Below are 21,197 nucleotides of genomic sequence, written 5' to 3' on the forward strand. Positions count from 1 at the left end.
TTGCTAAGTGGCGGGCCCCGCCGTATCGTACCGGAGCGGAAGCGGCGGGCCCCGCCGTTTACTGGCCGAGTACCGAGGAGCACCATGCCCACAGATTCCGCGCCCGTCCTGGTCTCCGGCGCCACCGGCAAGCAGGGCGGTGCCACCGCCCGCGCACTGCTCGCGGCAGGCGTTGCCGTCCGCGCCTTGGTGCGCGACCCGGCCACCGACCGGGCCAGGGCCGTCGAGGCACTCGGCGCCGAACTGGTCACCGGCGATCTTCACGACCGCGATTCCGTGGTCCGGGCCGCCGAGGGCGCCCGCGCCGTCTTCTCCGTGCAGATTCCTGGCATCACCGCGGAAGGCTTCGATTTCGACGGGTTCGATTTCGACGGGGAGGTAGCCCAGGGCGTCAACCTCATCGAGGGGGCGAGGACCGCCGGAGTGCCGCAGTTCGTGCACACGTCCGTCACCGGCGCCGGGCAGCACACCGAAACTCCCGGCTGGGCGGAAGGCCGCTGGGCTTCGATGGAACCCACCCTGGGCGCCAAGAGCGCGATCCAAGACCGGGTCCGCGCGGCTGGCTTCTCCCACTGGACGCTCCTCAAGCCGGGCTTCTTCATGGAGAACTTCCTCCCGTCCATGGCGTTCCTCTTCCCGCGCGGCATCGATGGCGGCCTGGTGAGCGTCCTGAACCCTGAGACCCGGCTGTCCCTGGTCGCGGTGGACGACATCGGCAGGGCGGCCGCTGCGGCCATCGCCGCGCCGGAGCGATTCGACCGGGTCGAGCTGGAGTTGGCGAGCGACTACCTGTCGATGACGGAGATCGCCGAGGCCCTCTCCCGCGCCCTGGGCACGCGGCTGTCCGCGCCGAACATGACCGAGGAGGAAGCCCTCGCCGCCGGCATGCCGAGGATGGGCGCCTCGCACGAGTGGCTGAACGTGGCTGGCCAGCCGGGCCGCCCGCAGTTCGCGAGGGACCTCGGCATCCCGCTCACCAGCTTCGAGGAATGGGCGCAGGAGCACATGCGGGCCACGGCCTGACACGGCTCCGGATCTCGTTCGGTTCGTCAGGAGGGCCAGGTCCCCTCCGGCTACGACGCCACCTGGCCCGCGCGAAGACATCTATCGCCTGCGGCGATGCGCCGATCCACGCGGGTGTGTCTCGAACCCATCCCGCCGCGCTGGCGACGGTGTGCCCGTCGGCATGCGGGCCTCCGCTGTCCACTGCGGACTGTCGTTCAGCTCCGGACTGCTCTCAGGCTTGGGTTTCTTCGTCGACCCACGAAAGGTAGGCGTTGTTCCCGCCGGTAATCGGGGTCGCGATGATCTCCGGGACGTCGTAGGTGTGCCGTTCCTTGATGTGCTTGATCAGGGCATCCAACCGAGCCGCTGAGGTCTTGATCTGGAGCTGCCATTCGGGGTCATCTTGGACGGCGTTCTCCCACCTGTAGAAGCTGCGGATGGGTACCACCTGCACGCAGGCACCGGCGCGAGAGTCGACGATGCTTCGCGCCAGCGCTGCTGCTGCCTCTTCCGAGTCAGTCGTCGTGACGACCTGCACGTAGTCAGCCATGCGATCAGGGTATCGGCCGGAGCGCCGACGCTGGTCGACGCGGATATGCCCCCGTGCCTGGCGACATGGGCGATCCCTGATCAACAACCTGAGACGGGTTGGCGCCAGACCTTTGGGAAAAGGGACGCCTTTCACCAACGTGCTTGGTGAAAGGCGTCCTTCTCCTCGTGCTCAGGCCACCGCTGTCCAGTGGGTGAGGTACTTGGCGGCTTCGGCGGCCAGCAGGGCGTCGAGCTCGGCGCGGTTGGCGTTCCTGCGCAGCCGCAGCGGTTTGCCGCGCCGGAGGTCGAGGACCATGGGTGTCGCACCGGGCCGCAGGACGGGCATCGCGCGTTCCAGGACGCGCAGCGCCAAGTTCGCGGTATCCGCGCCGAGCTCCGGTTCCTTCAGGTACGGCAGCACCACCTCGGTGCGGCCGTCCGGATGCCGCACCGCCAGCGAACTGCGTTCGGAGATGGTGACCGCGAGCCCGCCGATGCTCCAGCGCCCGGAGAACATCGGCACCCCGGTGACCTCGACCCGCCGCCACCAACGCTCGAATCCCGCGTGCAGTTCCCGGAAGTGCGGCTGCTGGACCGGCCGCGCCTGCCGCACCGCCGACGCGATGACCTCCACCGCGTCCGACGAGCTCACGGCGCGCCGCAGCGCCGCCCGGAACGGCCCGTAGAACGCCCACGCCATGCTGTTCTCATCGAGGTAGATCTCCCGCTGGTCCCGGACGATGCCCGCGCAACCGCGCGGTGTGCTGCGCACGTAGTCCAGGAACGAGCCGAGACTGATCTGCACGCCGTCCACGAGTGCCCCTCCCGTGGTCAAGGGCAGCATTCAACGCCACCGCGAACCGTCAAAGCCCCCGACAGTCCACAGTGGTCAGAATGCGCCCAAACCCCCTGCCCGACAGCAATATCTTAGCACGTCAGAGCACATTTTAGAACACGCATTCGAGTGATTCGGGCACTGCTGCGGCGAACTTCTGGAGTCGAAGTCTCCAGGCCTGGACCGCAGTACGTCTCACATGACTTGGGCGACCCTGTAGGCGACCCCGCCGTGGACCAGGTAGCCCGATCCCGCGCAGACGATGTCGTTCAGCCATGCGTATTGTTTCGCCCCCGTCTCGAACAGCGGGTTCGTCCGGAAGTAGTAGCGGCCCGGGTCGACGTGATAGCGCTGGACTGGGTCGGCCAGGTCAGCTCGTAGCTCAGGCGGAATCACCCAGCGGCCGCTGTAGGTCATGTGCACGAGGGCGTCGTCGTGGGTGCGCAGGGTGAGCCGGACGTCCAGCGTCATTGTCCCGTCAGGGCGAAACAGCGCCCAGTCGCCGCCTCCTGGCCGCACCTCGCCGTGCAGTCGTGGCCCGTGAAACGTCCCACCTGCAGAGCCGAAGAGGGTTCGCCGCCCGAATGGGCCGGTGCCGATCTCCAATCGGGGATCCAGGTCGACAACCATGTCGAACAAGTGGCGGGTGGTGATCTCGCCGATGTTCTGCACGCGGGGGTCGGGAGTCATGCGCTGGCTCCGAACAGGTTCCGCCGAACCTCGTCCGTCGAGACGCCCGACTGAGCGCACAACTCCGACAGGTCCAGGAAGAACCGCTCGCTGGCGATCAGCTTGTCCTGGAAGGTGAACTGGATGAATACCGTCAGCTCGGCACGCTTGCCGTTGGCCCGTACGCCGAATCGATTGCCGGTCATCGTCATCCGTGCTGTGCCCCAGCAGATCAGGGTGTCGTCGTTGCTGGCGTGGCCGCGTAGGACGACGTCGTAGTCCGGGAAGGACGCAAAGAACCGGACCAACGCCCGCTCGTTCTCGGCAGGGCCACGCGCCCTCGTCCCGAAGGCCGGCGTCTCCAACAGCATCTCGGGGTGCAGCAGCCGCAGGGCCCCGGGCACATCTTGGCGGCTCTTCGCGATGGCCAGCTGCTGCGCCAGCTCGAACATCCAACGGTCGCTCATGAGATTAAAATACGGTCGACCGTATTTATTTAGCAAGAGCCTGTGGCACGATTGGGCCTATGAGCGAGGTTGCGCATGACGGACGCCTGCTGCGCGGTGCGCGGTCCCGGCGGACGGTCGTCCGGCACGCCGTCGATATAGCTTCGCTGGACGGGCTCGACGGCCTCAGCTTCGGTCGGCTCGCCGCCGACCTCGGGGTCAGCAAGGGTGGCATCCAGACCCTGTTCGGCACGAAGGACAACCTGCAGGTCGCAGTGGTCGAGGCCGCGCGCGAAGCGTTCGAGGAGGCCGTGATCCGCCCCGCGCTGACCCGGCCGCCGGGTGTCGCGCGGCTGCGCGCCCTGGTCGACCGGTGGATCGCCTACGCGGAGGAACCGCTGTTCCCCGGTGGCTGTTTCTGGGCAGCGAACCTGCCCGTCTTCGACAGCAAGCCAGGCCCAATGCGCGATGTTCTGGCCCGCCAGCAGCGGGCCTGGCGCGGCCTGATCGCCGGCGAGCTACACCACGCGGCCGACACGGGGGAGATCGCCGCTGTCGACGTCGACCTCGTGGCCTTCCAGATCGACGCGGTCCTCACCGCCACGAACACCGCGCTGCGACTCGGCGACGACACAGCCGTGGACACGGCAAGTCGCGCCATCAACGAATTCCTCGCACCACCACGCTGACCTAACCTCCACCGGGATGCACGGCCGCCGCGCTGTCGACCACGCCGCCCGCCCGGTAAGGACACAGCTTGCCGAGGCACTGGCCACACCGTCCTGCCCAACATGCAGTCAAGATCAAGGCCAGCCATTTCGTTGTCTCAAAGCAGAACGGTCATCGGAGCGCCCGGTGCACGGCAAGTCCCAGCTCCGCGATGCGGCCGATCGCCGGCCCACCGCGGTGGTTGGTGCGGGAGCGTTCGTCGGTGAGCTCGTCGACCAGCACCGCGACCACCGCCCGCGGCCGGTCGGTGCCGATCAGCCCCACGTCGTGGCGCGACCCGAGCAGTTCGCCGGTTTTGTTCCAGCACCGCACACCATCCGGCAGCAGCGCGGGCAACCGGTCGCGGACCTGCTGCCGCGACAGCACGTCAAGCGCGTGCTCGGTGAGGTCCGGCGGCAACGCCACTCCTCTGGCCAACGCGTCGAGCACCCGCGCCTGGTCCAGCGCGGTGGTCTCGTTGCGGCCGGGCGCGGCTACGTCCATCAGCCGTCGCACGACGCGGGTCGCCGTGCACCCCAGATCGGCGGCGCAGTCCCGAATCGCCTCGAAGCCGACCACCTCGATCACCGCGTTGGTGGCGGCGTTGTCGCTGATCACGATCATCAGCGTGATCAGATCGCGCAGCGAGATCCGGGAAATGCTGGAAAGATCCCGCAACACCCCGAAACCCCCGGCCCGCTCGGCGGGGAGCTCGACCTCGGTGTCCAGCCCGACCTGACCGGCGTGCACCGCCCGCAGCGCGGTGATCATGATCAGTACCTTGATCGTGCTGGCGGCGTGCACCACCCGCTCGGCATCGACCAGCACGGGTTCCCGCTCGTCGAGATCCCAAGCCGCGAACCCGACGTGTCCGGGAAACCCGTCCCACACCAACTCCGCCCGCAACCGCTGCGCGAACCCCACCGCCGCCTCCCATCGCATGCAGTTGTGCCTGGTGAAGGGCACCGCGACCAACCTAGTCGGTCGCCGCTGCGCTCGCGATCAGCGGCTTTCGTCCAGCGTGCTGAGGTCCACCGAGCCACCCGGCATCACGCGACGGGTGCTCCGGTAGCTGAAGAGGCCGTAGACCAGCAGGCCGATCAGCAGCCAGCCCGCGAAGCGCAGCCAGGTCTCCGCGGCCAGGAACGTCATCAGCCAGGCCGAGAACAGCACCCCGAGGATCGGCACCACCGGCATGCCCGGGCAGCGGAAGCTGCGCGGCAGGTCGGGCTTGCGGTAGCGCAGCACCACCACCGCGGCGCACACCAGGACGAAGGCGAACAGCACGCCGATGTTGGTCAGCTCGGCGGCCTCCTGCACCGGCAGCAGACCGGCCAGCACCGCCGAGACCACGCCGAGGATCCAGGTCGCCCGGTGCGGCACCCGGCGCACCGGGTGCAGTTCGCCGAACCACTTCGGCATCAGGCCGTCGCGGCTGAGCGCGTACCACAGCCGGGAGGCGCCCATCAGGAACGAGAAGCTGACCGTGACGATGCCCAGGATCGCGCCGACCGCGATCACCATCGCGATGCCGGGCATCCCGACGCTGGCGAAAGCGCTGGAGAACCCGCTGTCCGGGTCGACCTGCTGGTAGGGCACCATCCCGGTCAGCACGATGCAGGCGCCGACGTAGAGCACCATCGAAATCGCCAGCGACCACACCATCGCCTTCGGCATCAGCTTGCGGGCGGCCACGGATTCCTCGGCGGCGGTGGACAGCGCGTCGTAGCCGAACACCGCGAAGAACACCGTCGCCGCGCCGGTGGCCGCACCGCTGAAGCCGAAGGGCGCGAACGGCGTCAGGTTGCCGAAGTCCACTTGGGACAGACCGACCACGATGACGAGCAGCACCACGACGATCTTCACCCCGGTGAGCAACACGTCCACCTTCGCCGAAGTCCGGGTGCCCCGGTTGAGCAGCCAGGCCACCCCGAGGCAGATCAGCATCGCGATCAGGTCCACCCGATGCCCTTCGCCGGTGCCGGGCGCGCCCAGCATCCAGGTCGGCAGGTCGATCCCGATGGAGTCGAGCAGGAAACCCGCGTACCCGGACATGCCGATGGAGACGGTCGCGACGATCGCGGTGTACTCCAGCAGCAGGTCCCAGCCGATGATCCAGCCGACGATCTCGCCGAGCACCGCCGCCGCGTAGGTGTAGGACGATCCGGCGCGCGGGACCATCCCGGCGAACTCGGCGTAGGCGAATGCCGCGCACAGCGACGCGGCACCGGCGATGAGGAACGACACCAGCACCGCCGGACCGGCGACGTCGCGGGCGACCGCACCGGCCAGGCTGAAGATCCCGGCGCCGATGATGGCGCCGACGCCGATCATGGTCAGCTGCGGCAACCCGAGCACGCGCAGCATGCGGCGGTCGGTGTGCTCCTCGGGTTTCGGCACGGTACGGCGGAAAATCCCGTTCGGCCCGGTTCCGAACAGTGCTCCACCGGTCGCGGCGGTTTCGTCACGCACCAAGTACCTCCCCGCTGGCCGCGCCGTCGACGCTCATCCGATGCGGGGATATTGGTCGATCGAGGTCAGCTGGGAAAGACGGCGCAGCGCTCGGATAACTTCCGCTGACCGCAAGGGGAACTTCGGCTCGCCACGCGGATTCCCACTGGCACCGCTCGGGTTCGCGCGGCGGCGCTCACAGGGTGCCGAGCACGGCGTGGGCGGCGGCGGCGTCCTGGACGCCGAGCCCGACGCTGTTGTAGAAGACGATCTCGTCGGCGCTGGTGCGGCCGGGCTCGGCGCCGATCAGGACCGCGCCCAGCGTTCGCAGCCGCTCGCGCGCGATATCGCCGCGCCGCAACGCCTGCACGATCGGCCCGGCATGCGCCGTGGCCGTGTCGAGGTCGTCGACCACGACGGCCGCGGCGCGCCGGATCAGCTCCGCGTCCACCTCGCACCGGTGGTGCTCGAAGCTCCCCACGCTGATCACCGTCGCCCCCGCCGCCACCGCGGCGGTCGGCACCACCGGCTGCGCGCTGAGCGTGCACGCCGCGATCAGCGGCGCCTCGCGCACCGCTTCCTCCGGGCTCGCCACGGCCCGCACCGACAGGTCCAGTTCGGCCGCCAGCTCCGCTGCCGCGGCCTCCCGGCGCGCCGCGTCGGGGCTGTAGATCCGCACCTCGCGCAGCTGCCGCACGCGCGCGATCGCGCGCACGTGCGCACGCGCCTGCACCCCGGATCCCAGCACCGCGAGCTCGTCGGCGGCTGGCACCGCGAGCGCGTCGGCGGCGACCGCGCTGCCTGCGGCGGTGCGGATCTCGGTGAGCGCGGTGGCCGCCAGGACTGCGGTGGGCTGCCCGGTGACCGCGTCGAGCACCAGCACGGTCGCCGAGACCGCCGGTTGGCCCCGGTCGATGTTGCCGGGGTGGACCGCGACGAGTTTGCTGACCGCGCCGTGGCGCGGCGACAGGCGGCTCAGGTAGCACAGCGTGGTGTCCGCGGCGGTGCGGATCGACACCTTGTCGGCGAGCTGCGCTTCGCCTCGGCCCAGCGACTCGAACGCCAGCCGCTGCGAGGCGATCGCGATGTCCAGGTCCAGTGCTGCGGCCACGTCGGCATCGCTCCACACGTTCATGCGCTGCACGGTGTCATACCACCGCACGCACGGGTAGACATCGATCTTGAGCACCAGGGGCGCTGTCGCTCAGGCCGAACAGAAATCACTCTTCTGATTCTCCGCGAACGCGCCTTCGACGATTTACGGTGATCCCGCGGGCGAGGTGACCCGTGGCACATCTGCGCACGAGTACTCCAACGAGCGGGAAGAGGTGCATCTCGGTGCAGTCGACGTTGAGCTCCGTGATCGGTCCGGAGGCCCCGGCCCGGGTCGACGGCGGAGGCGAGTACCTCTCGCGCAACCCGGCGAACCTGGAGGACGTGGTCGCCGAGGTCGCCCTCGGCGGCCCGGAGACCCTGCTGGCCGCGACCGAGCAGGCGCAGCGGGCGCAGCGCGAGTGGGCGCAGGTGCCCGCGCCGGTGCGCGGGCGGGTGGTGGCCGGGTTGGGCCGGTTGGTCGAGGCCAACAAGCAGTCGCTGGCCAGGCTGGTGACCCGGGAGATCGGCAAGCCCTACGCCGAGGCGCTCGGCGAGGTGCAGGAGATCATCGACACCTGCGACTACTTCCTCGGCGAAGGCCGTCGGCTCTACGGGCAGACGGTGCCTTCGGAGATGCCGGACAAGCAGCTGTTCACCTTCCGCGTGCCGGTGGGCGTCGCGGTGGTGATCACCGCGGGCAACTTCCCGGTCGCGGTGCCCTCCTGGTACCTGGTGCCCGCGCTGCTGTGCGGCAACGCCGTGGTGTGGAAGCCCGCCGAGTACGCCGCGGGCGCGGCGCGGGCGTTGGCCGAGCTGGCCTGGCGCGCCGGAGTGCCCAAGGGGGTGCTCAACCTCGTCTACGCCGACGGCGAGGCCACCTTCAAGGGCCTGGAGTCGGCGCTCGCGGCGGGCACCGTGCACAAGGTCGGCTTCACCGGTTCCAGCGCGGTCGGCGCGCGGGTCGGCGAGCTGTGCGGCCGGCACCTGCAGAGCCCGTGCCTGGAGCTGGGCGGCAAGAACCCGATGATCGTCGCGCCGGACGCGGAGCTGGATCTAGCGGTGGAGGGCGCGCTGTTCTCCGGGTGGGGCACGGCCGGGCAGCGCTGCACCTCGCTGGGCAACCTGATCGTGCACCGCGACGTGCACGACGAGTTCGTGCGACGCCTGGACACCGCGCTGCGCGAGGCCGCCGTCGGCGACCCGACCGGTGATGTGCTCTACGGCCCGATGCTGGACCAGAAGTTCGCCGACAACTTCGAATCCATCCTGGACACCATCGGTGCGCACCACGTGGTGTTGGGTTCCGAATCGGTCGGGCGGATCAGCGAGTCCGCGCCGCGCAAGGGTTTCCACGGCGATCCGTCGACCGGGCTGTACTACCACCCGGTGCTGCTGGACGGGCTGCGCCCGGACGACCACGTGTTCCGCAACGAGACCTTCGGCCCGATCGTCGGGGTCACCACCTACGAAACCCTGGGCGAGGCCATCGAGCTGGCCAACGCGCCCGGCTACGGGTTGTCCGCGGCGATCTACACGACCGACCCGGCCACCGCCTTCCGGTTCCGGCAGGGCATCGGCGCGGGCATGGTCAGCGTGAACAACTCCACCTCGGGCGCGGAGGCGCACCTGCCCTTCGGCGGCAACGGCAAGTCCGGCAACGGCAGCCGCCAGTCCGGTGTCTGGGTGCTCGACCAGTTCACCCGCTGGCAGTCGTTGAACTGGGACTTCTCCGGCAAGCTGCAGAAGGCCCAGATGGACGTCGACACCGTCGAGCCGGAACTGGACTTCCGCCTGCCGCCCGAGCTCGGCGGTGCCAGGTGATGCTGCCCAGCCGCGCCGAGGTCGTGGTGATCGGCGGCGGGGTGATTGGCGTCAGCACCGCCTTCCACCTCGCCGAGGCCGGGGTGGACGTGCTGCTGCTGGAACGCGACGAGCTCGGCTCGGGCAGCACCAGCAAGGCCGCTGGCGGGGTGCGGGCGCAGTTCTCCGACCCGGTCAACATCGAGCTCGGGCAGCGCAGCCTGCGGGCGTTCGAGAACTTCGCGCAGCGGCCCGGCGGGGAGATCGACCTCAAGCAGTTCGGCTACCTGTTCCTGCTGTCCGATCCCGAGGACGTGGCGGCGTTCGAGAACAGCGTGCGGCTGCAGAACGAGCTCGGCGTGCCGAGCCGGATGTTGACCGTCGCGCAGGCCTGCGAGCTCTCGCCGTACATCGTGCCCGACGGGCTGCTGGCCGCCGCCTTCTCCCCCTCCGACGGCCACTGCACGCCGGAAGCCGTCGTGCAGGGCTACGCGCAGGCCGCCCGGCGCTACGGCACGCTGCTGCGGCGGCACTGCCCGGTCACCGGGATCGGGGTCTCCGATGGCCAGATCACCGCGGTGCACACCGACTTCGGCAGCGTCGAAACGTCCACTGTGGTCTGCGCGGCGGGCGCCTGGTCGGCGGAGGTCGGCCAGTTCGCCGGGGTGGAGCTGCCAGTTCGCCCATTACGACGGCAGATCCTGGTCACCGAACCGGTGCCGGACCTGCCGCCCCGAATGCCGTTCACCATCGACTTCGCCACCACCTTCTACTTCCACGACGAAGGCCCCGGTCTGCTCATCGGCATGTCCGACCCCGACGAGGAGTACGGCTTCCGGATGGGCACCGACGACCGCTGGCTGGGGCGGCTCACCGATGCCGTGGCGCGGCGCGCGCCGCAGCTGGCGGACATCGGCGTGGCGCACGGCTGGGCCGGGCTCTACGAGGTGACCCCCGACCACAACGCTCTGGTCGGCGAGGCGCAGGGGCCCAGCCGGTTCCTCTATGCCACCGGGTTCTCCGGTCACGGCTTCCTGCAGGGCCCGGCGATCGGCGAGGTGCTGCGCGACCTCGTGCTCGGCCGCCCGCCGGTCGTGGACGTCTCCGGCCTCGATGCCCGCCGCTTCGCCGGAGCAGAAACCCGCCCCGAGCACAACTGCGTCTGAAGGGCTGACCTTGGACTCGTTTTGCGTAGTGGGGCCAGTAGCGGAACCTCAACAGTGCCTGTGCGGGGACACCCCGCACCCCGGGCGATCTCGCTCCGGGATCCCCGACTCATGTATGTCCGATACACCACGTCGAGGCAGGCCTCCCAGAGAACGCCAGTGGGCAGAGCCTGAGAACCCGCGGCGGTGCAAGTTGCGAGGGCGGGCTAAGCGGCTGCGCCGCTTCAAAGACAACAGCGGAATCCCCCGACCGGGCTGCGTGTGGTGCAGCCGACGAAGGAGCGCGAACCGTGCGTGATCTGTTGCAGGAGATCGACGAGTGGGGTCCGGAGAAGGTCGTGTGCGTCTCGGACGCGCGCACCGGCATGCGGGGCGTGCTGGTGATCGACAACACCGCCCGCGGCACCGGCAAGGGCGGCACCCGGATGAGCCCGACCGTCACGGTCGCCGAGATCGCCCGGCTGGCCCGGGTGATGACCTGGAAGTGGGCCGCGGTCGACCTGTTCCACGGCGGCGCGAAGGCGGGCATCTTCGCCGACCCGAACGCGCCCGACAAGGAGCGGATCGTGCGGGCCTTCGCGCGGCGGCTGGCGGACCAGATCCCGGCCAGCTACGTCGCCGGGTTGGACATGGGGATGACCGAGAACGACGCGGCGATCATCCAGGACGAGCTCGGCGATCGCGGCGCGGCGGTCGGGGTGCCCGAGTCGCTGGGCGGCGTGCCCTACGACCAGCTCGGCGTCACCGGGCACGGCGTCGCCGAGGCCGTGGACGCGGCACTCGCGCACCTGGGGCGCGGGGTCGCCGGTGTTCGGGTCGCGGTGCAGGGCTTCGGTGCCGTCGGGGCGGCCGCGGCGAAGCGGCTGCACGAACTCGGCGCCCAGCTCGTCGCGCTGTCCACGATCGACGGTTCGGTGCACGACCCGGCTGGGCTGGACGTGCCGCGGTGGTTGGACGCGCGCGCCGAGTTCGGTGACGCGTGCGTGGCCAAGGCGTCGGCGGCGCAGCGGATTCCGCGCGGCGACGAACTCTTGGTGGACTGCGATGTGCTGATCCCGGCGGCCGGGCAGGACGTCATCGACGAAGACGTCGCCGCCCGGATCCGGGCCGGGCTGGTCGTGGAGGGCGCGAACCTGCCCACCACGCCCAAGGCCCGCCAACTGCTGGCGACGCGCGAGATCACCGTGGTGCCGGACTTCATCGCCAACGCCGGTGGCGCCATCGCGGCCGGTTTCGCGATGGACGCGCGGCATTCCGCGTTCCGCCCGGAACCGACGGCGATCCTGGCAGCGGTGGCGCAGCGGACCCGCGACAACACCGTGCTGGTCCTGGACACCGCGCGGGCCAGCGCAGTGCTGCCGCACGAGGCGGCGCTGGATCTCGCCAAAGCGCGGGTGCGCACCGCGATGCGGCTGCGCGGCAGACTGCCCCAACCCACAACCGCATAGGGGGTCAGGCGTGCTCAACCCGATCCACTTGAGAACCCTGCAGGAATGCGTCCGCACCGGCTCGTTCGCCGAGGCCGGGCGGGCGCTGGGCTACACCGCCTCGGCCGTGTCGCAGCAGATGGTGCTGCTGGAGCGGGCCATCGGCGCGACGCTGTTCGAACGCTCCGCGCGCAGCGCCCGCAGCACTGCCCTGGCGCTGCGGCTCGCCGACCGCAGCCGCGATGCGCTCGGTGCGTTGGACGCCTTGGAACGCGAGGTGCGGGCGATGGTCGCCGGGGACGAGGGCAGCCTCCGGCTGGCCAGTTTCGCCACCGCCAACGCCCGGGTGCTGCCGGACGTGCTGGCCGCCGTGGTCGCCCAGCGGCCGAGCGCCGAGGTGCAGCTCGACGAGGGCGAGCCGGACGAGGTGCTCGGCGGTGTGCTGGACGGGGTGCTGGATGCGGCGGTGGTCTTCGAGTACGACCTGGATCCCCGGCAGTGGCCGATCGAGCTGTGCGTGGAAGAGCTGATGGCCGAACCGCTGCGGTTGGCACTGCCCGAGACGCACCGGTTGGCGGGTGCGCCGGAGGTGGCGTTACGGGAACTCGCGGACGACGCCTGGATCTGCACCCGGCAGGACACCGCGGGCGCCCGGTCGTTGGTCCGACTGGCCGCCGCGGCGGGTTTCGTGCCGCGAATCACCTTCCGCAGCAACGATTATTCGGTGATCCGCGATCTGGTGGCCCGCGATCTCGGGGTGGCGGTGCTGCCCGGCCTGGCGATCCCGGACGAGCACGTGCGCATCTCCCGGATCGCCGGTTGGCAACCGCACCGCCGGGTGAAGGCGTTGTACCGCAAGCAGAACACCAATCCGCTGTTGCCGATCGCGCTGGAATGCCTGGCCAAGTCGTGCGCTTCGGTGGCCAACGACTGGCACGCACAACCGGAGGCGTCATGACCGACAAGATCGAGCCGGTCGACGAGTACTTCCGGAACGCGGTCGCCGCATGGGCAGCGGTAGCACCCGCTCGGCCCGAATTCGCCGACGAATTGCTGGCGCTGTTCGACTCGCAGGCCGGTAGCAGGCACCTGGACCTCCAGGCCCGGCAGCTCGGTTCGGGAGGCCGCGGCTTCTACAGCATCGGTTCGTCCGGGCACGAGTCCAACGCCGCGGTCGCCGCCGCGCTGCGGCCGACGGATCCGGCGCTGCTGCACTACCGGTCGGGCGGCTTCTACCTCCACCGCGCCCGGCAGGTGCCCGACCAGCATCCGCTTCGCGACGTGCTGCTGGGTGTCGTGGCCTCCGCCGACGAACCGATCTCCGCCGGACGGCACAAGGTCTTCGGCAACGCCGAACTGGCCGTCATCCCGCAGACCTCGACCATCGCCTCGCACCTGCCCCGCGCGGTCGGCTTGGCGTTCTCGTTGGGACGGGCCGCCAAGCTCGGGGTGTCGACCCGGTGGCCAGCGGATTCGGTCGTGGTGTGCAGCTTCGGCGACGCTTCGGCGAACCACTCGACCGCGACGGGCGCCATCAACTCGGCGCTGCACTGCGCTTTCCAGGGCCTGCCGATGCCGTTGCTGCTGGTGTGCGAGGACAACGGCATCGGGATCAGCGTGCGCACGCCGCAGGGCTGGATCGAGTCGAACTACGGCGACCGCAACGGCCTGCGTTACTTCGCCGCCGACGGTGCCGATCCGCTGCGCTGCCTGGCGGTCGCCCGAGAAGCGGCCGACTGGGTTCGCCAGCACCGCACCCCGGCGTTCCTGCACCTGCGGACGGTTCGACTGATGGGGCACGCCGGATCCGACGTGGAGTCCGGATACCGCTCCCGCACCGAGATCACCACCGACTACTCGCGGGATCCACTGCTGGCGACGGCGAAAGCATTGGTGGACAACGGGATTCTGCGGCCAGCCGAGGTGCTCGCGCGCTATGAGGACAAGCGCGCCGAGGTCTCGCGCATCGCCGACGAGGCGCTGCGGCGGCGCAAGCTGGGCAGTGCCGCCGAGGTGATGGCCGCCATCTGCCGGGACCGGCCGGATGCGGTGGCCCGCCGAGCACGCGAAATTCCGCCGCACCGCGAGGAGTTCTTCGGCGGTCAGCTCCCGGAATCCGAGGGACCGCTGACCTTGGCGCAGGCGATCAACCGGTCGCTGGCCGAGGAACTCGCCCGCGACACCCGCGTGGTGGTCTTCGGTGAGGACGTCGCCCGCAAGGGCGGGGTGTACGGGGTGACGCGCGGACTGCGCAAGTCCTTCGGCGGCTCGAAGGTCTTCGACACGCTGCTGGACGAGCAGAGCATCCTGGGCACCGCGCTGGGCGCCGGGCTGGCCGGGCTGCTGCCGATTCCCGAGATCCAGTACCTCGCCTACGTGCACAACGCCGCCGACCAGCTGCGCGGTGAGGGCAGCACGCTGAGCTTCTTCTCCAACGGCCAGTACCGCAATCCGATGGTGGTGCGGATCGCCGGTTACGGCTACCAGAAGGGTTTCGGCGGGCACTTCCACAACGACAACAGCGTCGCCGCGCTGCGCGACCTGCCGGGTGTCGTGCTCGCTTCGCCGTCCCGGCCCGACGATGCCGCCGCGATGTTGCGAACTTGCGTGGCCGCCGCGTACGAAGACGGTCGGCTGTGCGTGTTCCTGGAGCCGATCGCCCTCTACCACACGCGCGACCTGCACGAGTCCGGGGACGACGGGTGGCTGGCGCGGTATCCGGCACCGGGCGAGCACCACGTGCCGGTCGGTCGAGCCCGCGAGTACGGCGACGGCACCGACCTGACGCTGGTCAGCTTCGGCAACGGTGTGCCGATGAGCCTGCGCGTCGCCCGGCGACTGCGCGAGCGCGGCGTGGCGGCGCGAGTGCTGGACCTGCGGTGGCTGGCGCCGCTGCCGGTGGAGGACCTGCTCGCCGCGGCCAAGGCGACCGGCCGAGTGCTGGTGGTGGACGAAACCCGGCGCAGCGGCGGCGTTTCCGAGCCGGTGGTGACCGCGTTGATCGACAGCGGTTTCGACGGTGCGATCGCCCGGGTCACCAGCGAGGACAGCTTCATCCCGCTCGGCGCGGCTGCCTACCGCGTGCTGCTCGACGAGGACACCATCGAAACCGCGGCCCTGGACCTGGCGAAGCGGTGACGTGGCTCAGCGGATTTGGTGTAACCGGGGTGGTCGTCAGGCAAGCGGCGTGAGCCGCTTCCCGCCACCCTCGCGACTCGCACCGCCGCGGGTTCTCAGAGGTCTTCTCGCGAGGACAGCCCCGACGTGGTGTATCGGACATACACGAGTCGGGGATCCCGGAGACGAGAAGGCCTCTGAGGTTCCGCTACCCGCACCGCCACGCAAACCAACCCGCGCGGACTCTTGTCAGCTGTCCGGGTCGCCGAAGACCTTGCCGGGGTTGAAGATTCCCGCCGGGTCGAGGGCGTTCTTGACCGCGTGGTGCATGCCGATCACGGCCGGGCCCAGCTCGGCGTGCAGGCCCTTGCGCTTGAGCAGGCCCACGCCGTGCTCGCCGGTCACCGTGCCGCCCAAGGCGATGGCGTCGCCGACGATGTCGTCGAAGGCCCGCTGCGCGCGCAGTCGGGCGTCTTCGTCGCCGGGCGGCGTGATGATCAGCGGGTGCAGGTTGCCGTCTCCGGCGTGCGCGATGTTGGCGATCTGGGTGTCGTGGCGCCGCGCCGCGGCCTCGATGCGGCCGAGCATCTCGGGCACCTCGGCGCGGGGCACGCAGACGTCTTCGGTGAGCACCGGGCCTAGCCGCTCCAGCGCGGGATACGCCAGCCGACGTGCGGCGAACAGCGCGTCGGCCTCGTGTTCGTCGGTGGAGCGAGCGCTCCAGGTCGCACCCGCTTCGTCGAAGCAGCGCAGCAGGGTGTCGACCTCCTGCTCCCCCGCCGCGCCCGGCGTGTCCGAACGGCCCAGCAGCAGCACGTTCGCCTCGGCGCTGAGCCCCATGTTCTTCCACTCGTCGACCGCCCGCAGGCAGTGCTGGTCGAGCAGTTCCAGGGCCGAGGGCACGACCCCGGCCGCGGCGACCGCGGCCACCGCCTCTCCGGCGGCCACCAGCGAGTCGAAGTAGCCGACCACCGTGCGTTCCGGTGCGCGCAGGCCGGGCAGCAGCTTGACGGTGATCTCGGTGATCACCCCGAGCGTGCCCTCGGAGCCGACGAACAGCCCGCACAGGTCGTAACCGGCGACGCCCTTCGCGGTGCGCCGCCCCAGCCGCACGACTTCGCCGTCGCCGACGACGGCCTGCAGGCCGAGCACGTAGTCGCGGGTCACGCCGTACTTCACGCAGCACACCCCACCGGCGTTGGTGGCCACGTTGCCGCCGATGGTCGACCACGGCGAGCTGGCCGGGTCCGGTGGATACCAGGCACCCTGCTCGCGGCAGGCAGCGCGCAGATCGTCGTTGACCACGCCCGGCTGCACCACCGCCAACTGCTCGCGCGGGTTGATCTCCAGGATCTCGTTCATCGCTTCGAAGGAGATCAGCACGCAGCCGTCGATCGCGTTGGCCCCGCCCGACAGCCCGGTCCCCGCGCCGCGCGGCACGACGGGCACCCCGAGCTCGGCGCAGATCCGCACCACGGCAACCACATCATCGGTACCCCTAGCCCGCACCACCGCCAGCGGTTTACCGTGCGGCGCCCACTCAGCCTCGTCATGAGCGAACCGGGCCACGGAGTCGGGATCGGTGATCAACACCGGCTCCGGCAGCCGCCCCCGCAGCGCCGCAAGCGCTCGCCCCGCCGCACCCGACATATCGCCCTCCGTCCACCGCAACCTCCCCACACGCTAACCAATCCCGAAAAGCCCCCAGCGCGACAGCAAGCAAGTCACGCACAGTGATCAACCAGACACCACCCACCGCAGCACCGAACGAACTTTTCGGGGTGAGGGGCACCCGTGACCCAGTTACTTGGTCACAGGTGCCCCTCACCCCTCACCCGAACGGTTTCAGGTGTGGTTGGTCGCGATGATGGTGTTCACCAGTTCCGCGCCGGGGAAGTCCATCAGCACGATGCCGGTGCGCGGCAGTTCGTTGTTGGCGAGGTGCTCCAGGGCGTAGTCGTTGACGCCTCGGAAGCCGGTGGTGCCGCAGGCGACCGCGTTCGGGAAGGCGCCGGGGCTGGAGCCGCTGGCGAAGTTCAGGAACAGCTGGCCCGGGTCGGCCTGGGCGGTCTTGTCGAGGTGGTCGCGGACCTTGAACCACTTGTCGTCGATGTCGAACAGCGTCGGCACCTCGTAGGCGTCCTGGACGTACTCGCCCCAGTTCTCGCCGGTGAACTGACCGAACCCGCGTCCCTGGTACAGCCCGCCGTGCGCGTTCTGCAGGGTGGCCAGCACGATCTTGCCGCGCACCTCGCCGAGCGTCGGCACCGCGCCGCCAGCCGGGTCGTGCAGGTACTTGCCACCTGCGTCGTTGTCCCGGTACCAGTCGAGGATCTGCGCGGTGTCGAGCTGGCTGTTCTCGTCGGTGCACGAGCCGACTTCGCCGGTGCATTCGGCCTTCAACCGCATGAGCACCGTCTCGCCGGGATGCGCGTCGAGGAACGCACCGGCTTCGCGCAGCACGTCCGCGAAGTTGGCGTTCTGGTAGAACGGCCCGTGGTGCAGGGTGAACATGTCGTCGTAGCGCCGCACCCGGATGTCGACGGCGCGGATGCCCGCCCGCAGCTGGACGGCCAGGGTTTCGGCGCTGTCGCCGTGGTTCTCCTGCGTCTGGGTCAGTCCGCCGCCGTGCAACGACAGGGTTTGGTGGGTGCCGGGGATCGACAGCTCGGCGAGGCTGGCTCCGTCGGGCAGGCCCGCCATCCAGTCCGGATTGGAGGTCTCGGTGATGCTCTGGCAGTAGGGCGCCGCAGCAGCCGTCCCCGGCAGGACCGCGACACCCGCCGCCAGCGCCAAGACCGCTACCGCACGAATCGTTCTTCCAGGCATGCGCCCAGAATCCCGGGACCGCCGCGGCAGCGGCCCGGATGACGGGAAGTCGCCAGGCGCTACGCCGGGAAGCGGTGTTCCCAGATCTCCCGGGATGCCTTGATCGGGTCAGCCGCCACCGCGGACGGGACGTTCCAGATCCGGGTTTGGCGGTCGGCCACCGAATAGGCGGGCCAACCCGGATTACCGGTTGCGGCGAAAGCCACCCACGCCTCGCGCAGCTCGCTCGACAGACGCTCGAAGTCGGGCGGAACCTCGTCGCCGAACATCGGTTGGCCGACCCCGCTTTCGGCGACGCCGAAGGTGAACGGCACGTCCAACCCGTGGCAGGCCCCGAAAGCGCCGTCGCGCACCGGGCTCGGCCAGGTGAACTCGTAGGCATAGCTGCGACCGCCCCCGACGGCATGCCCTTCGGCGCACAACAGCGACGGCATCCGGAAAAGCTGATCGCTGAGCAGCAGCGAGTACAGGTCCGCATCTGCGAATCCCGGGTACCCGGCCCGGTAGTCGTCCACCACCGACGCCGCCAGTCGCAGGTCCCGCGCGAGCGCGGCCGGATCAAGGACCTCCACGGGCAGGTCCACTGTCCACAGTCGACACTCGTCGGCGTTGAACCCGCTGATGAGATCCACCCCTCGACCCATGCCGCTGCGCAGCGCGGCCCACGGCAGGTCGTCGAGCACCTCTCCGTCGAGGACCACCGCGTACGGCGTGGGATTCGTCCACGCCGAGCGGTTCTGGCTCATCTCCGCCATCACACCCAGTTGCGCCGCGTGTATCGCTTCGGACGGCAGCGTCCCGAGCGCCTCGGCAGTCGCGGCAACGGCCAGTTGGCCGGTGATCAGCTCACCGAGCTTGCGAGCTTCGTCCTCGTCGCAGAACAGCGAACCGGTGCTCTGCGCGATGCCGCGCCGAAACAGGCCCTGCCGGGCGGATCCGCCGACCAGCGTCACCACTGAGGTCGCCCCGGATGACTCGCCGAAGATCGTCACGTTGCCCGGATCACCGCCGAAGGCGGCGATGTTGTCACGCACCCAGCGCAACGCCGCGAGCTGGTCCAGGATGCCACGATTCGCCGGAGCGTCCGAAACCCAGCCGAAACCCTCGTAGCCGACCCGGTAGTTCACCGTCACGAGCACCACGCCGGAACTCGCCAGCAGCGACCCGTCGAAGGTCGGGCTGTCACTGGTCCCACCCAGGTACGTGCCACCGTGGATCCAGACCATCACCGGCAGTCCGCCGCCGAGATCCGGCGTCGACACGTTGACGCTGAGGCTGTCGGTGCTGTCGCCGGGCTGCCACGGCGACGGGATGCCCGGCACCATCGAGGGTTGCGGCACCGAGGCGCTGAACGCCGACGCGTCCCGCACCCCGTCCCAAGAATCCAGAACCACCGGCGCCTGGAACCGACGCGGCCCGTCCAGCGGTGCCGCGTACGGAATCCCCTTGAACACGCAAACATCTCCGGTGGCGCTACCCCGCACCGCGCCGTACTCGGTCCGCACAACAAGATCCATGCCGCCATACAACCACAATCACGGGCGGTTCATCCGATTCTTGCCCTATGTCAGGAAGATGCGGATCGCCGCTTTCCCGAGGTCCCGGGCCGTCACGCCGGGAAGTGGTGCTGCCAGATCTCCCGGGACGTCTTGATCGAGTCGGCGGCCACCGCGGACGGGACGTTCCAGATCCGGGTCAGGCGATCGGTCGCGGTGTAGGCGGGCCATCCCGGGTCGCCGGTGGCGGCGAAGGAGGTCCACGCCTTGCGGATCTCCCCGGACAGCTCCTCGAACTCCGGTGGGGCCTCGCCGCCGAACATCGGTTGGGCGAGTTCGCCTCCGGCGATGCCGAAGGTGAACGGCACGTCCAACCCGTGGCAGGCGCCCAGCGCCCCGTCGCGCGCCGGGGTCGGCCACGCGAACTCGTACAGGTAGCTGCGGCCACCGGCGCTGGCGTGCCCTTCGGCGCACCACAGCGACGGCATCCGGAACAGCTGATCGCTGAGCAGCAACGAATACAGGTCCGCATCCGAGATTCCCGGATAGCCAGCCCGGTACTCGTCCACCACCGATGCCGCCAGCCGCAGGCCCTGCGCCATCGCGGCCGGATCGCTGGCCTCCGCAGGCAGGTCCACTGTGAACAATCGAGCCTCGTCGGTGTTGAAGCCGCTGATCAGGTCGACGCCCCGACCGGCGCCACCGCGCAGCGCGACCCACGGCAGGTCGTCGAGAACCTCGCCGTCGAAGACCACCGAGTACGGGGTGGAGTTCGTCCAGGCCGACCGGTTCTGGTTCAGCTCCGCCATCGCGGGCAGCTGCGCCTGGTGGATCACCTCCGACGGCAGCTCGCCGAGGGCCTCGGCGGTGGCGGGCACCTCCAGTTGGCCGGTGATCAGTTCGCCGATCTTGCGGGCCTCGTCCACTCCGCAGTACAGCGAGCCGTGGCTCTGCGAGATGGCCCGCCGGAACAGGCCGCGCCCGGCCGAACCGGCGATCAGCGCCGCCACCGAGGTACCACCGGCCGACTCGCCGAAGATCGTCACGTTGCCCGGGTCGCCACCGAAGGCGGTGATGTTCTCGCGCACCCAGCGCAGCGCGGCGAGCTGGTCCAGGATGCCGCGGTTGGCCGGTGCGTCGGAGACCCAGCCGAAACCCTCGTAGCCGACCCGGTAGTTCACCGTCACCACGACCACGCCGGAACTCGCCAGCCGCGACCCGTCGTAGGACGTGGCGCCGCTGCTGCCAGCCAGGAACGCCCCGCCGTGGATCCAGACCATCACCGGCAGCCCGCCGCCCCGATCCGGGGTCCACACGTTCACGCTGAGGCAGTCGGTGCTGTCGCCGGGCTGCCACGGCGACGGCAGATCGAGCCCCATCGGGGGCTGCGGCACCGACGCGCTGAACGCCGACGCGTCCCGCACCCCGTCCCAAGAATCCGGAACCACCGGCGTCTGAAACCGACGCGGCCCGTCCAGCGGCGCCGCGTACGGAATCCCCTTGAACACGCTCACTTCACCGTCGGCGCTACCCCGCACCGCGCCGTACTCGGTCCGCACAACAAGATCCATGCCGCCATACAACCACCAAAAACGAGGCCGTGTCGGGCGTAATCGGTCGAT

General features: G+C 70.0%; 18 protein-coding genes. 7 read left to right on the forward strand and 11 right to left on the reverse strand.

The features are described from left to right. The first annotated feature begins 84 nt into the window (after positions 1-84). Positions 85-1,023 (forward strand): NmrA family NAD(P)-binding protein, encoded by a 939-nt coding sequence (locus ACTWQN_RS14785; protein ID WP_443204020.1) that lies wholly within the window; start codon positions 85-87, stop codon positions 1,021-1,023. Between the two features lie 214 nt (positions 1,024-1,237). On the opposite strand, the gene cutA is transcribed toward ACTWQN_RS14785, so the two are convergent. The 4 genes from cutA to ACTWQN_RS14805 all read right to left on the reverse strand — a co-directional run bounded on the left by cutA (position 1,238) and on the right by ACTWQN_RS14805 (position 3,492). Beyond that, the gene (gene cutA / locus ACTWQN_RS14790) at positions 1,238-1,555 is read right to left on the reverse strand and encodes a divalent-cation tolerance protein CutA (protein ID WP_443204021.1); all 318 of its coding nucleotides are present in this window, start codon (positions 1,553-1,555) and stop codon (positions 1,238-1,240) included. A 171-nt stretch (positions 1,556-1,726) separates the two neighbouring features. Beyond that, on the reverse strand, positions 1,727-2,371 hold the full coding sequence (locus tag ACTWQN_RS14795; protein ID WP_443204022.1) for a hypothetical protein: 645 nt from the start codon (positions 2,369-2,371) through the stop codon (positions 1,727-1,729). A gap of 195 nt (positions 2,372-2,566) precedes the next feature. Further along, complete coding sequence (locus ACTWQN_RS14800; protein WP_443204023.1) at positions 2,567-3,061, reverse strand: DUF3237 domain-containing protein; 495 nt, start codon at positions 3,059-3,061, stop codon at positions 2,567-2,569. Then, complete coding sequence (locus ACTWQN_RS14805; RefSeq protein WP_443204024.1) at positions 3,058-3,492, reverse strand: ester cyclase; 435 nt, start codon at positions 3,490-3,492, stop codon at positions 3,058-3,060. The genes ACTWQN_RS14800 and ACTWQN_RS14805 overlap by 4 nt, the downstream gene beginning before the upstream one ends. Before the next feature lie 74 nt (positions 3,493-3,566). On the opposite strand from ACTWQN_RS14805, the gene ACTWQN_RS14810 reads away from it, so the two are divergent. After that, complete coding sequence (locus ACTWQN_RS14810; protein WP_443204025.1) at positions 3,567-4,175, forward strand: TetR/AcrR family transcriptional regulator; 609 nt, start codon at positions 3,567-3,569, stop codon at positions 4,173-4,175. Between the two features lie 151 nt (positions 4,176-4,326). Here ACTWQN_RS14810 and ACTWQN_RS14815 read toward each other — a convergent pair whose 3' ends face one another. From ACTWQN_RS14815 to ACTWQN_RS14825, 3 genes are all read right to left on the reverse strand, one after another. Next, a complete protein-coding gene (locus tag ACTWQN_RS14815; protein WP_443204026.1) occupies positions 4,327-5,160 on the reverse strand; it encodes a serine hydrolase in 834 nt (277 codons plus the stop codon). A 36-nt stretch (positions 5,161-5,196) separates the two neighbouring features. Continuing rightward, entirely contained in the window at positions 5,197-6,666 is a 1,470-nt protein-coding gene (locus ACTWQN_RS14820; RefSeq protein ID WP_443204027.1) for an amino acid permease, read from the reverse strand. A gap of 175 nt (positions 6,667-6,841) precedes the next feature. Beyond that, a complete protein-coding gene (locus ACTWQN_RS14825) occupies positions 6,842-7,780 on the reverse strand; it encodes an ornithine cyclodeaminase family protein (RefSeq protein ID WP_443204028.1) in 939 nt (312 codons plus the stop codon). A 203-nt stretch (positions 7,781-7,983) separates the two neighbouring features. Here ACTWQN_RS14825 and ACTWQN_RS14830 point away from each other — a divergent pair, with 203 nt between their 5' ends. The 5 genes from ACTWQN_RS14830 to ACTWQN_RS14850 all read left to right on the forward strand — a co-directional run bounded on the left by ACTWQN_RS14830 (position 7,984) and on the right by ACTWQN_RS14850 (position 15,271). Beyond that, entirely contained in the window at positions 7,984-9,561 is a 1,578-nt protein-coding gene (locus tag ACTWQN_RS14830) for an aldehyde dehydrogenase family protein (protein ID WP_443204029.1), read from the forward strand. Next, positions 9,561-10,706: an NAD(P)/FAD-dependent oxidoreductase gene (locus tag ACTWQN_RS14835; protein ID WP_443204030.1), complete on the forward strand. Its 1,146-nt coding sequence runs from the start codon at positions 9,561-9,563 to the stop codon at positions 10,704-10,706. The genes ACTWQN_RS14830 and ACTWQN_RS14835 overlap by 1 nt, the downstream gene beginning before the upstream one ends. A gap of 290 nt (positions 10,707-10,996) precedes the next feature. Next, entirely contained in the window at positions 10,997-12,154 is a 1,158-nt protein-coding gene (locus tag ACTWQN_RS14840; RefSeq protein ID WP_443204031.1) for a Glu/Leu/Phe/Val family dehydrogenase, read from the forward strand. Positions 12,155-12,164: 10 nt separating this feature from the next. Continuing rightward, complete coding sequence (locus ACTWQN_RS14845; RefSeq protein ID WP_443204032.1) at positions 12,165-13,091, forward strand: LysR family transcriptional regulator; 927 nt, start codon at positions 12,165-12,167, stop codon at positions 13,089-13,091. Beyond that, positions 13,088-15,271 carry a thiamine pyrophosphate-dependent enzyme gene (locus ACTWQN_RS14850; protein ID WP_443204033.1) on the forward strand — a complete coding sequence of 728 codons (2,184 nt, stop codon included), beginning with the start codon at positions 13,088-13,090 and terminating at the stop codon, positions 15,269-15,271. Before ACTWQN_RS14845 ends, ACTWQN_RS14850 begins: the two co-directional genes overlap by 4 nt. A gap of 228 nt (positions 15,272-15,499) precedes the next feature. On the opposite strand, the gene ACTWQN_RS14855 is transcribed toward ACTWQN_RS14850, so the two are convergent. The 4 genes from ACTWQN_RS14855 to ACTWQN_RS14870 form a co-directional block, all read right to left on the reverse strand. Continuing rightward, the gene (locus ACTWQN_RS14855; RefSeq protein ID WP_443204034.1) at positions 15,500-16,900 is read right to left on the reverse strand and encodes an FAD-binding oxidoreductase; all 1,401 of its coding nucleotides are present in this window, start codon (positions 16,898-16,900) and stop codon (positions 15,500-15,502) included. A 195-nt stretch (positions 16,901-17,095) separates the two neighbouring features. Further along, complete coding sequence (locus ACTWQN_RS14860) at positions 17,096-18,079, reverse strand: phosphatidylinositol-specific phospholipase C (RefSeq protein ID WP_443204035.1); 984 nt, start codon at positions 18,077-18,079, stop codon at positions 17,096-17,098. Between the two features lie 59 nt (positions 18,080-18,138). Next, complete coding sequence (locus ACTWQN_RS14865; RefSeq protein ID WP_443204036.1) at positions 18,139-19,596, reverse strand: carboxylesterase/lipase family protein; 1,458 nt, start codon at positions 19,594-19,596, stop codon at positions 18,139-18,141. Positions 19,597-19,688: 92 nt separating this feature from the next. Then, positions 19,689-21,146 (reverse strand): carboxylesterase/lipase family protein, encoded by a 1,458-nt coding sequence (locus ACTWQN_RS14870; RefSeq protein WP_443204037.1) that lies wholly within the window; start codon positions 21,144-21,146, stop codon positions 19,689-19,691. Positions 21,147-21,197 lie beyond the last annotated feature (51 nt).

The sequence above is a fragment of the Saccharopolyspora antiqui genome (assembly GCF_052246905.1).
In the GTDB taxonomy this organism is placed as follows: domain Bacteria; phylum Actinomycetota; class Actinomycetes; order Mycobacteriales; family Pseudonocardiaceae; genus Saccharopolyspora.

What these genes read in the sequence shown, in the direction of transcription:
- cutA (WP_443204021.1), bottom strand. Translation starts at nt 1,555, where the DNA reads ATGGCTGACTACGTGCAGGTCGTCACGACGACTGACTCGGAAGAGGCA.
- ACTWQN_RS14825 (WP_443204028.1), bottom strand. Translation starts at nt 7,780, where the DNA reads ATGAACGTGTGGAGCGATGCCGACGTGGCCGCAGCACTGGACCTGGAC.
- ACTWQN_RS14865 (WP_443204036.1), bottom strand. Translation starts at nt 19,596, where the DNA reads ATGGATCTTGTTGTGCGGACCGAGTACGGCGCGGTGCGGGGTAGCGCC.
- ACTWQN_RS14805 (WP_443204024.1), bottom strand. Translation starts at nt 3,492, where the DNA reads ATGTTCGAGCTGGCGCAGCAGCTGGCCATCGCGAAGAGCCGCCAAGAT.
- ACTWQN_RS14835 (WP_443204030.1), top strand. Translation starts at nt 9,561, where the DNA reads ATGCTGCCCAGCCGCGCCGAGGTCGTGGTGATCGGCGGCGGGGTGATT.
- ACTWQN_RS14810 (WP_443204025.1), top strand. Translation starts at nt 3,567, where the DNA reads ATGAGCGAGGTTGCGCATGACGGACGCCTGCTGCGCGGTGCGCGGTCC.
- ACTWQN_RS14850 (WP_443204033.1), top strand. Translation starts at nt 13,088, where the DNA reads ATGACCGACAAGATCGAGCCGGTCGACGAGTACTTCCGGAACGCGGTC.
- ACTWQN_RS14785 (WP_443204020.1), top strand. Translation starts at nt 85, where the DNA reads ATGCCCACAGATTCCGCGCCCGTCCTGGTCTCCGGCGCCACCGGCAAG.
- ACTWQN_RS14800 (WP_443204023.1), bottom strand. Translation starts at nt 3,061, where the DNA reads ATGACTCCCGACCCCCGCGTGCAGAACATCGGCGAGATCACCACCCGC.
- ACTWQN_RS14860 (WP_443204035.1), bottom strand. Translation starts at nt 18,079, where the DNA reads ATGCCTGGAAGAACGATTCGTGCGGTAGCGGTCTTGGCGCTGGCGGCG.
- ACTWQN_RS14870 (WP_443204037.1), bottom strand. Translation starts at nt 21,146, where the DNA reads ATGGATCTTGTTGTGCGGACCGAGTACGGCGCGGTGCGGGGTAGCGCC.
- ACTWQN_RS14855 (WP_443204034.1), bottom strand. Translation starts at nt 16,900, where the DNA reads ATGTCGGGTGCGGCGGGGCGAGCGCTTGCGGCGCTGCGGGGGCGGCTG.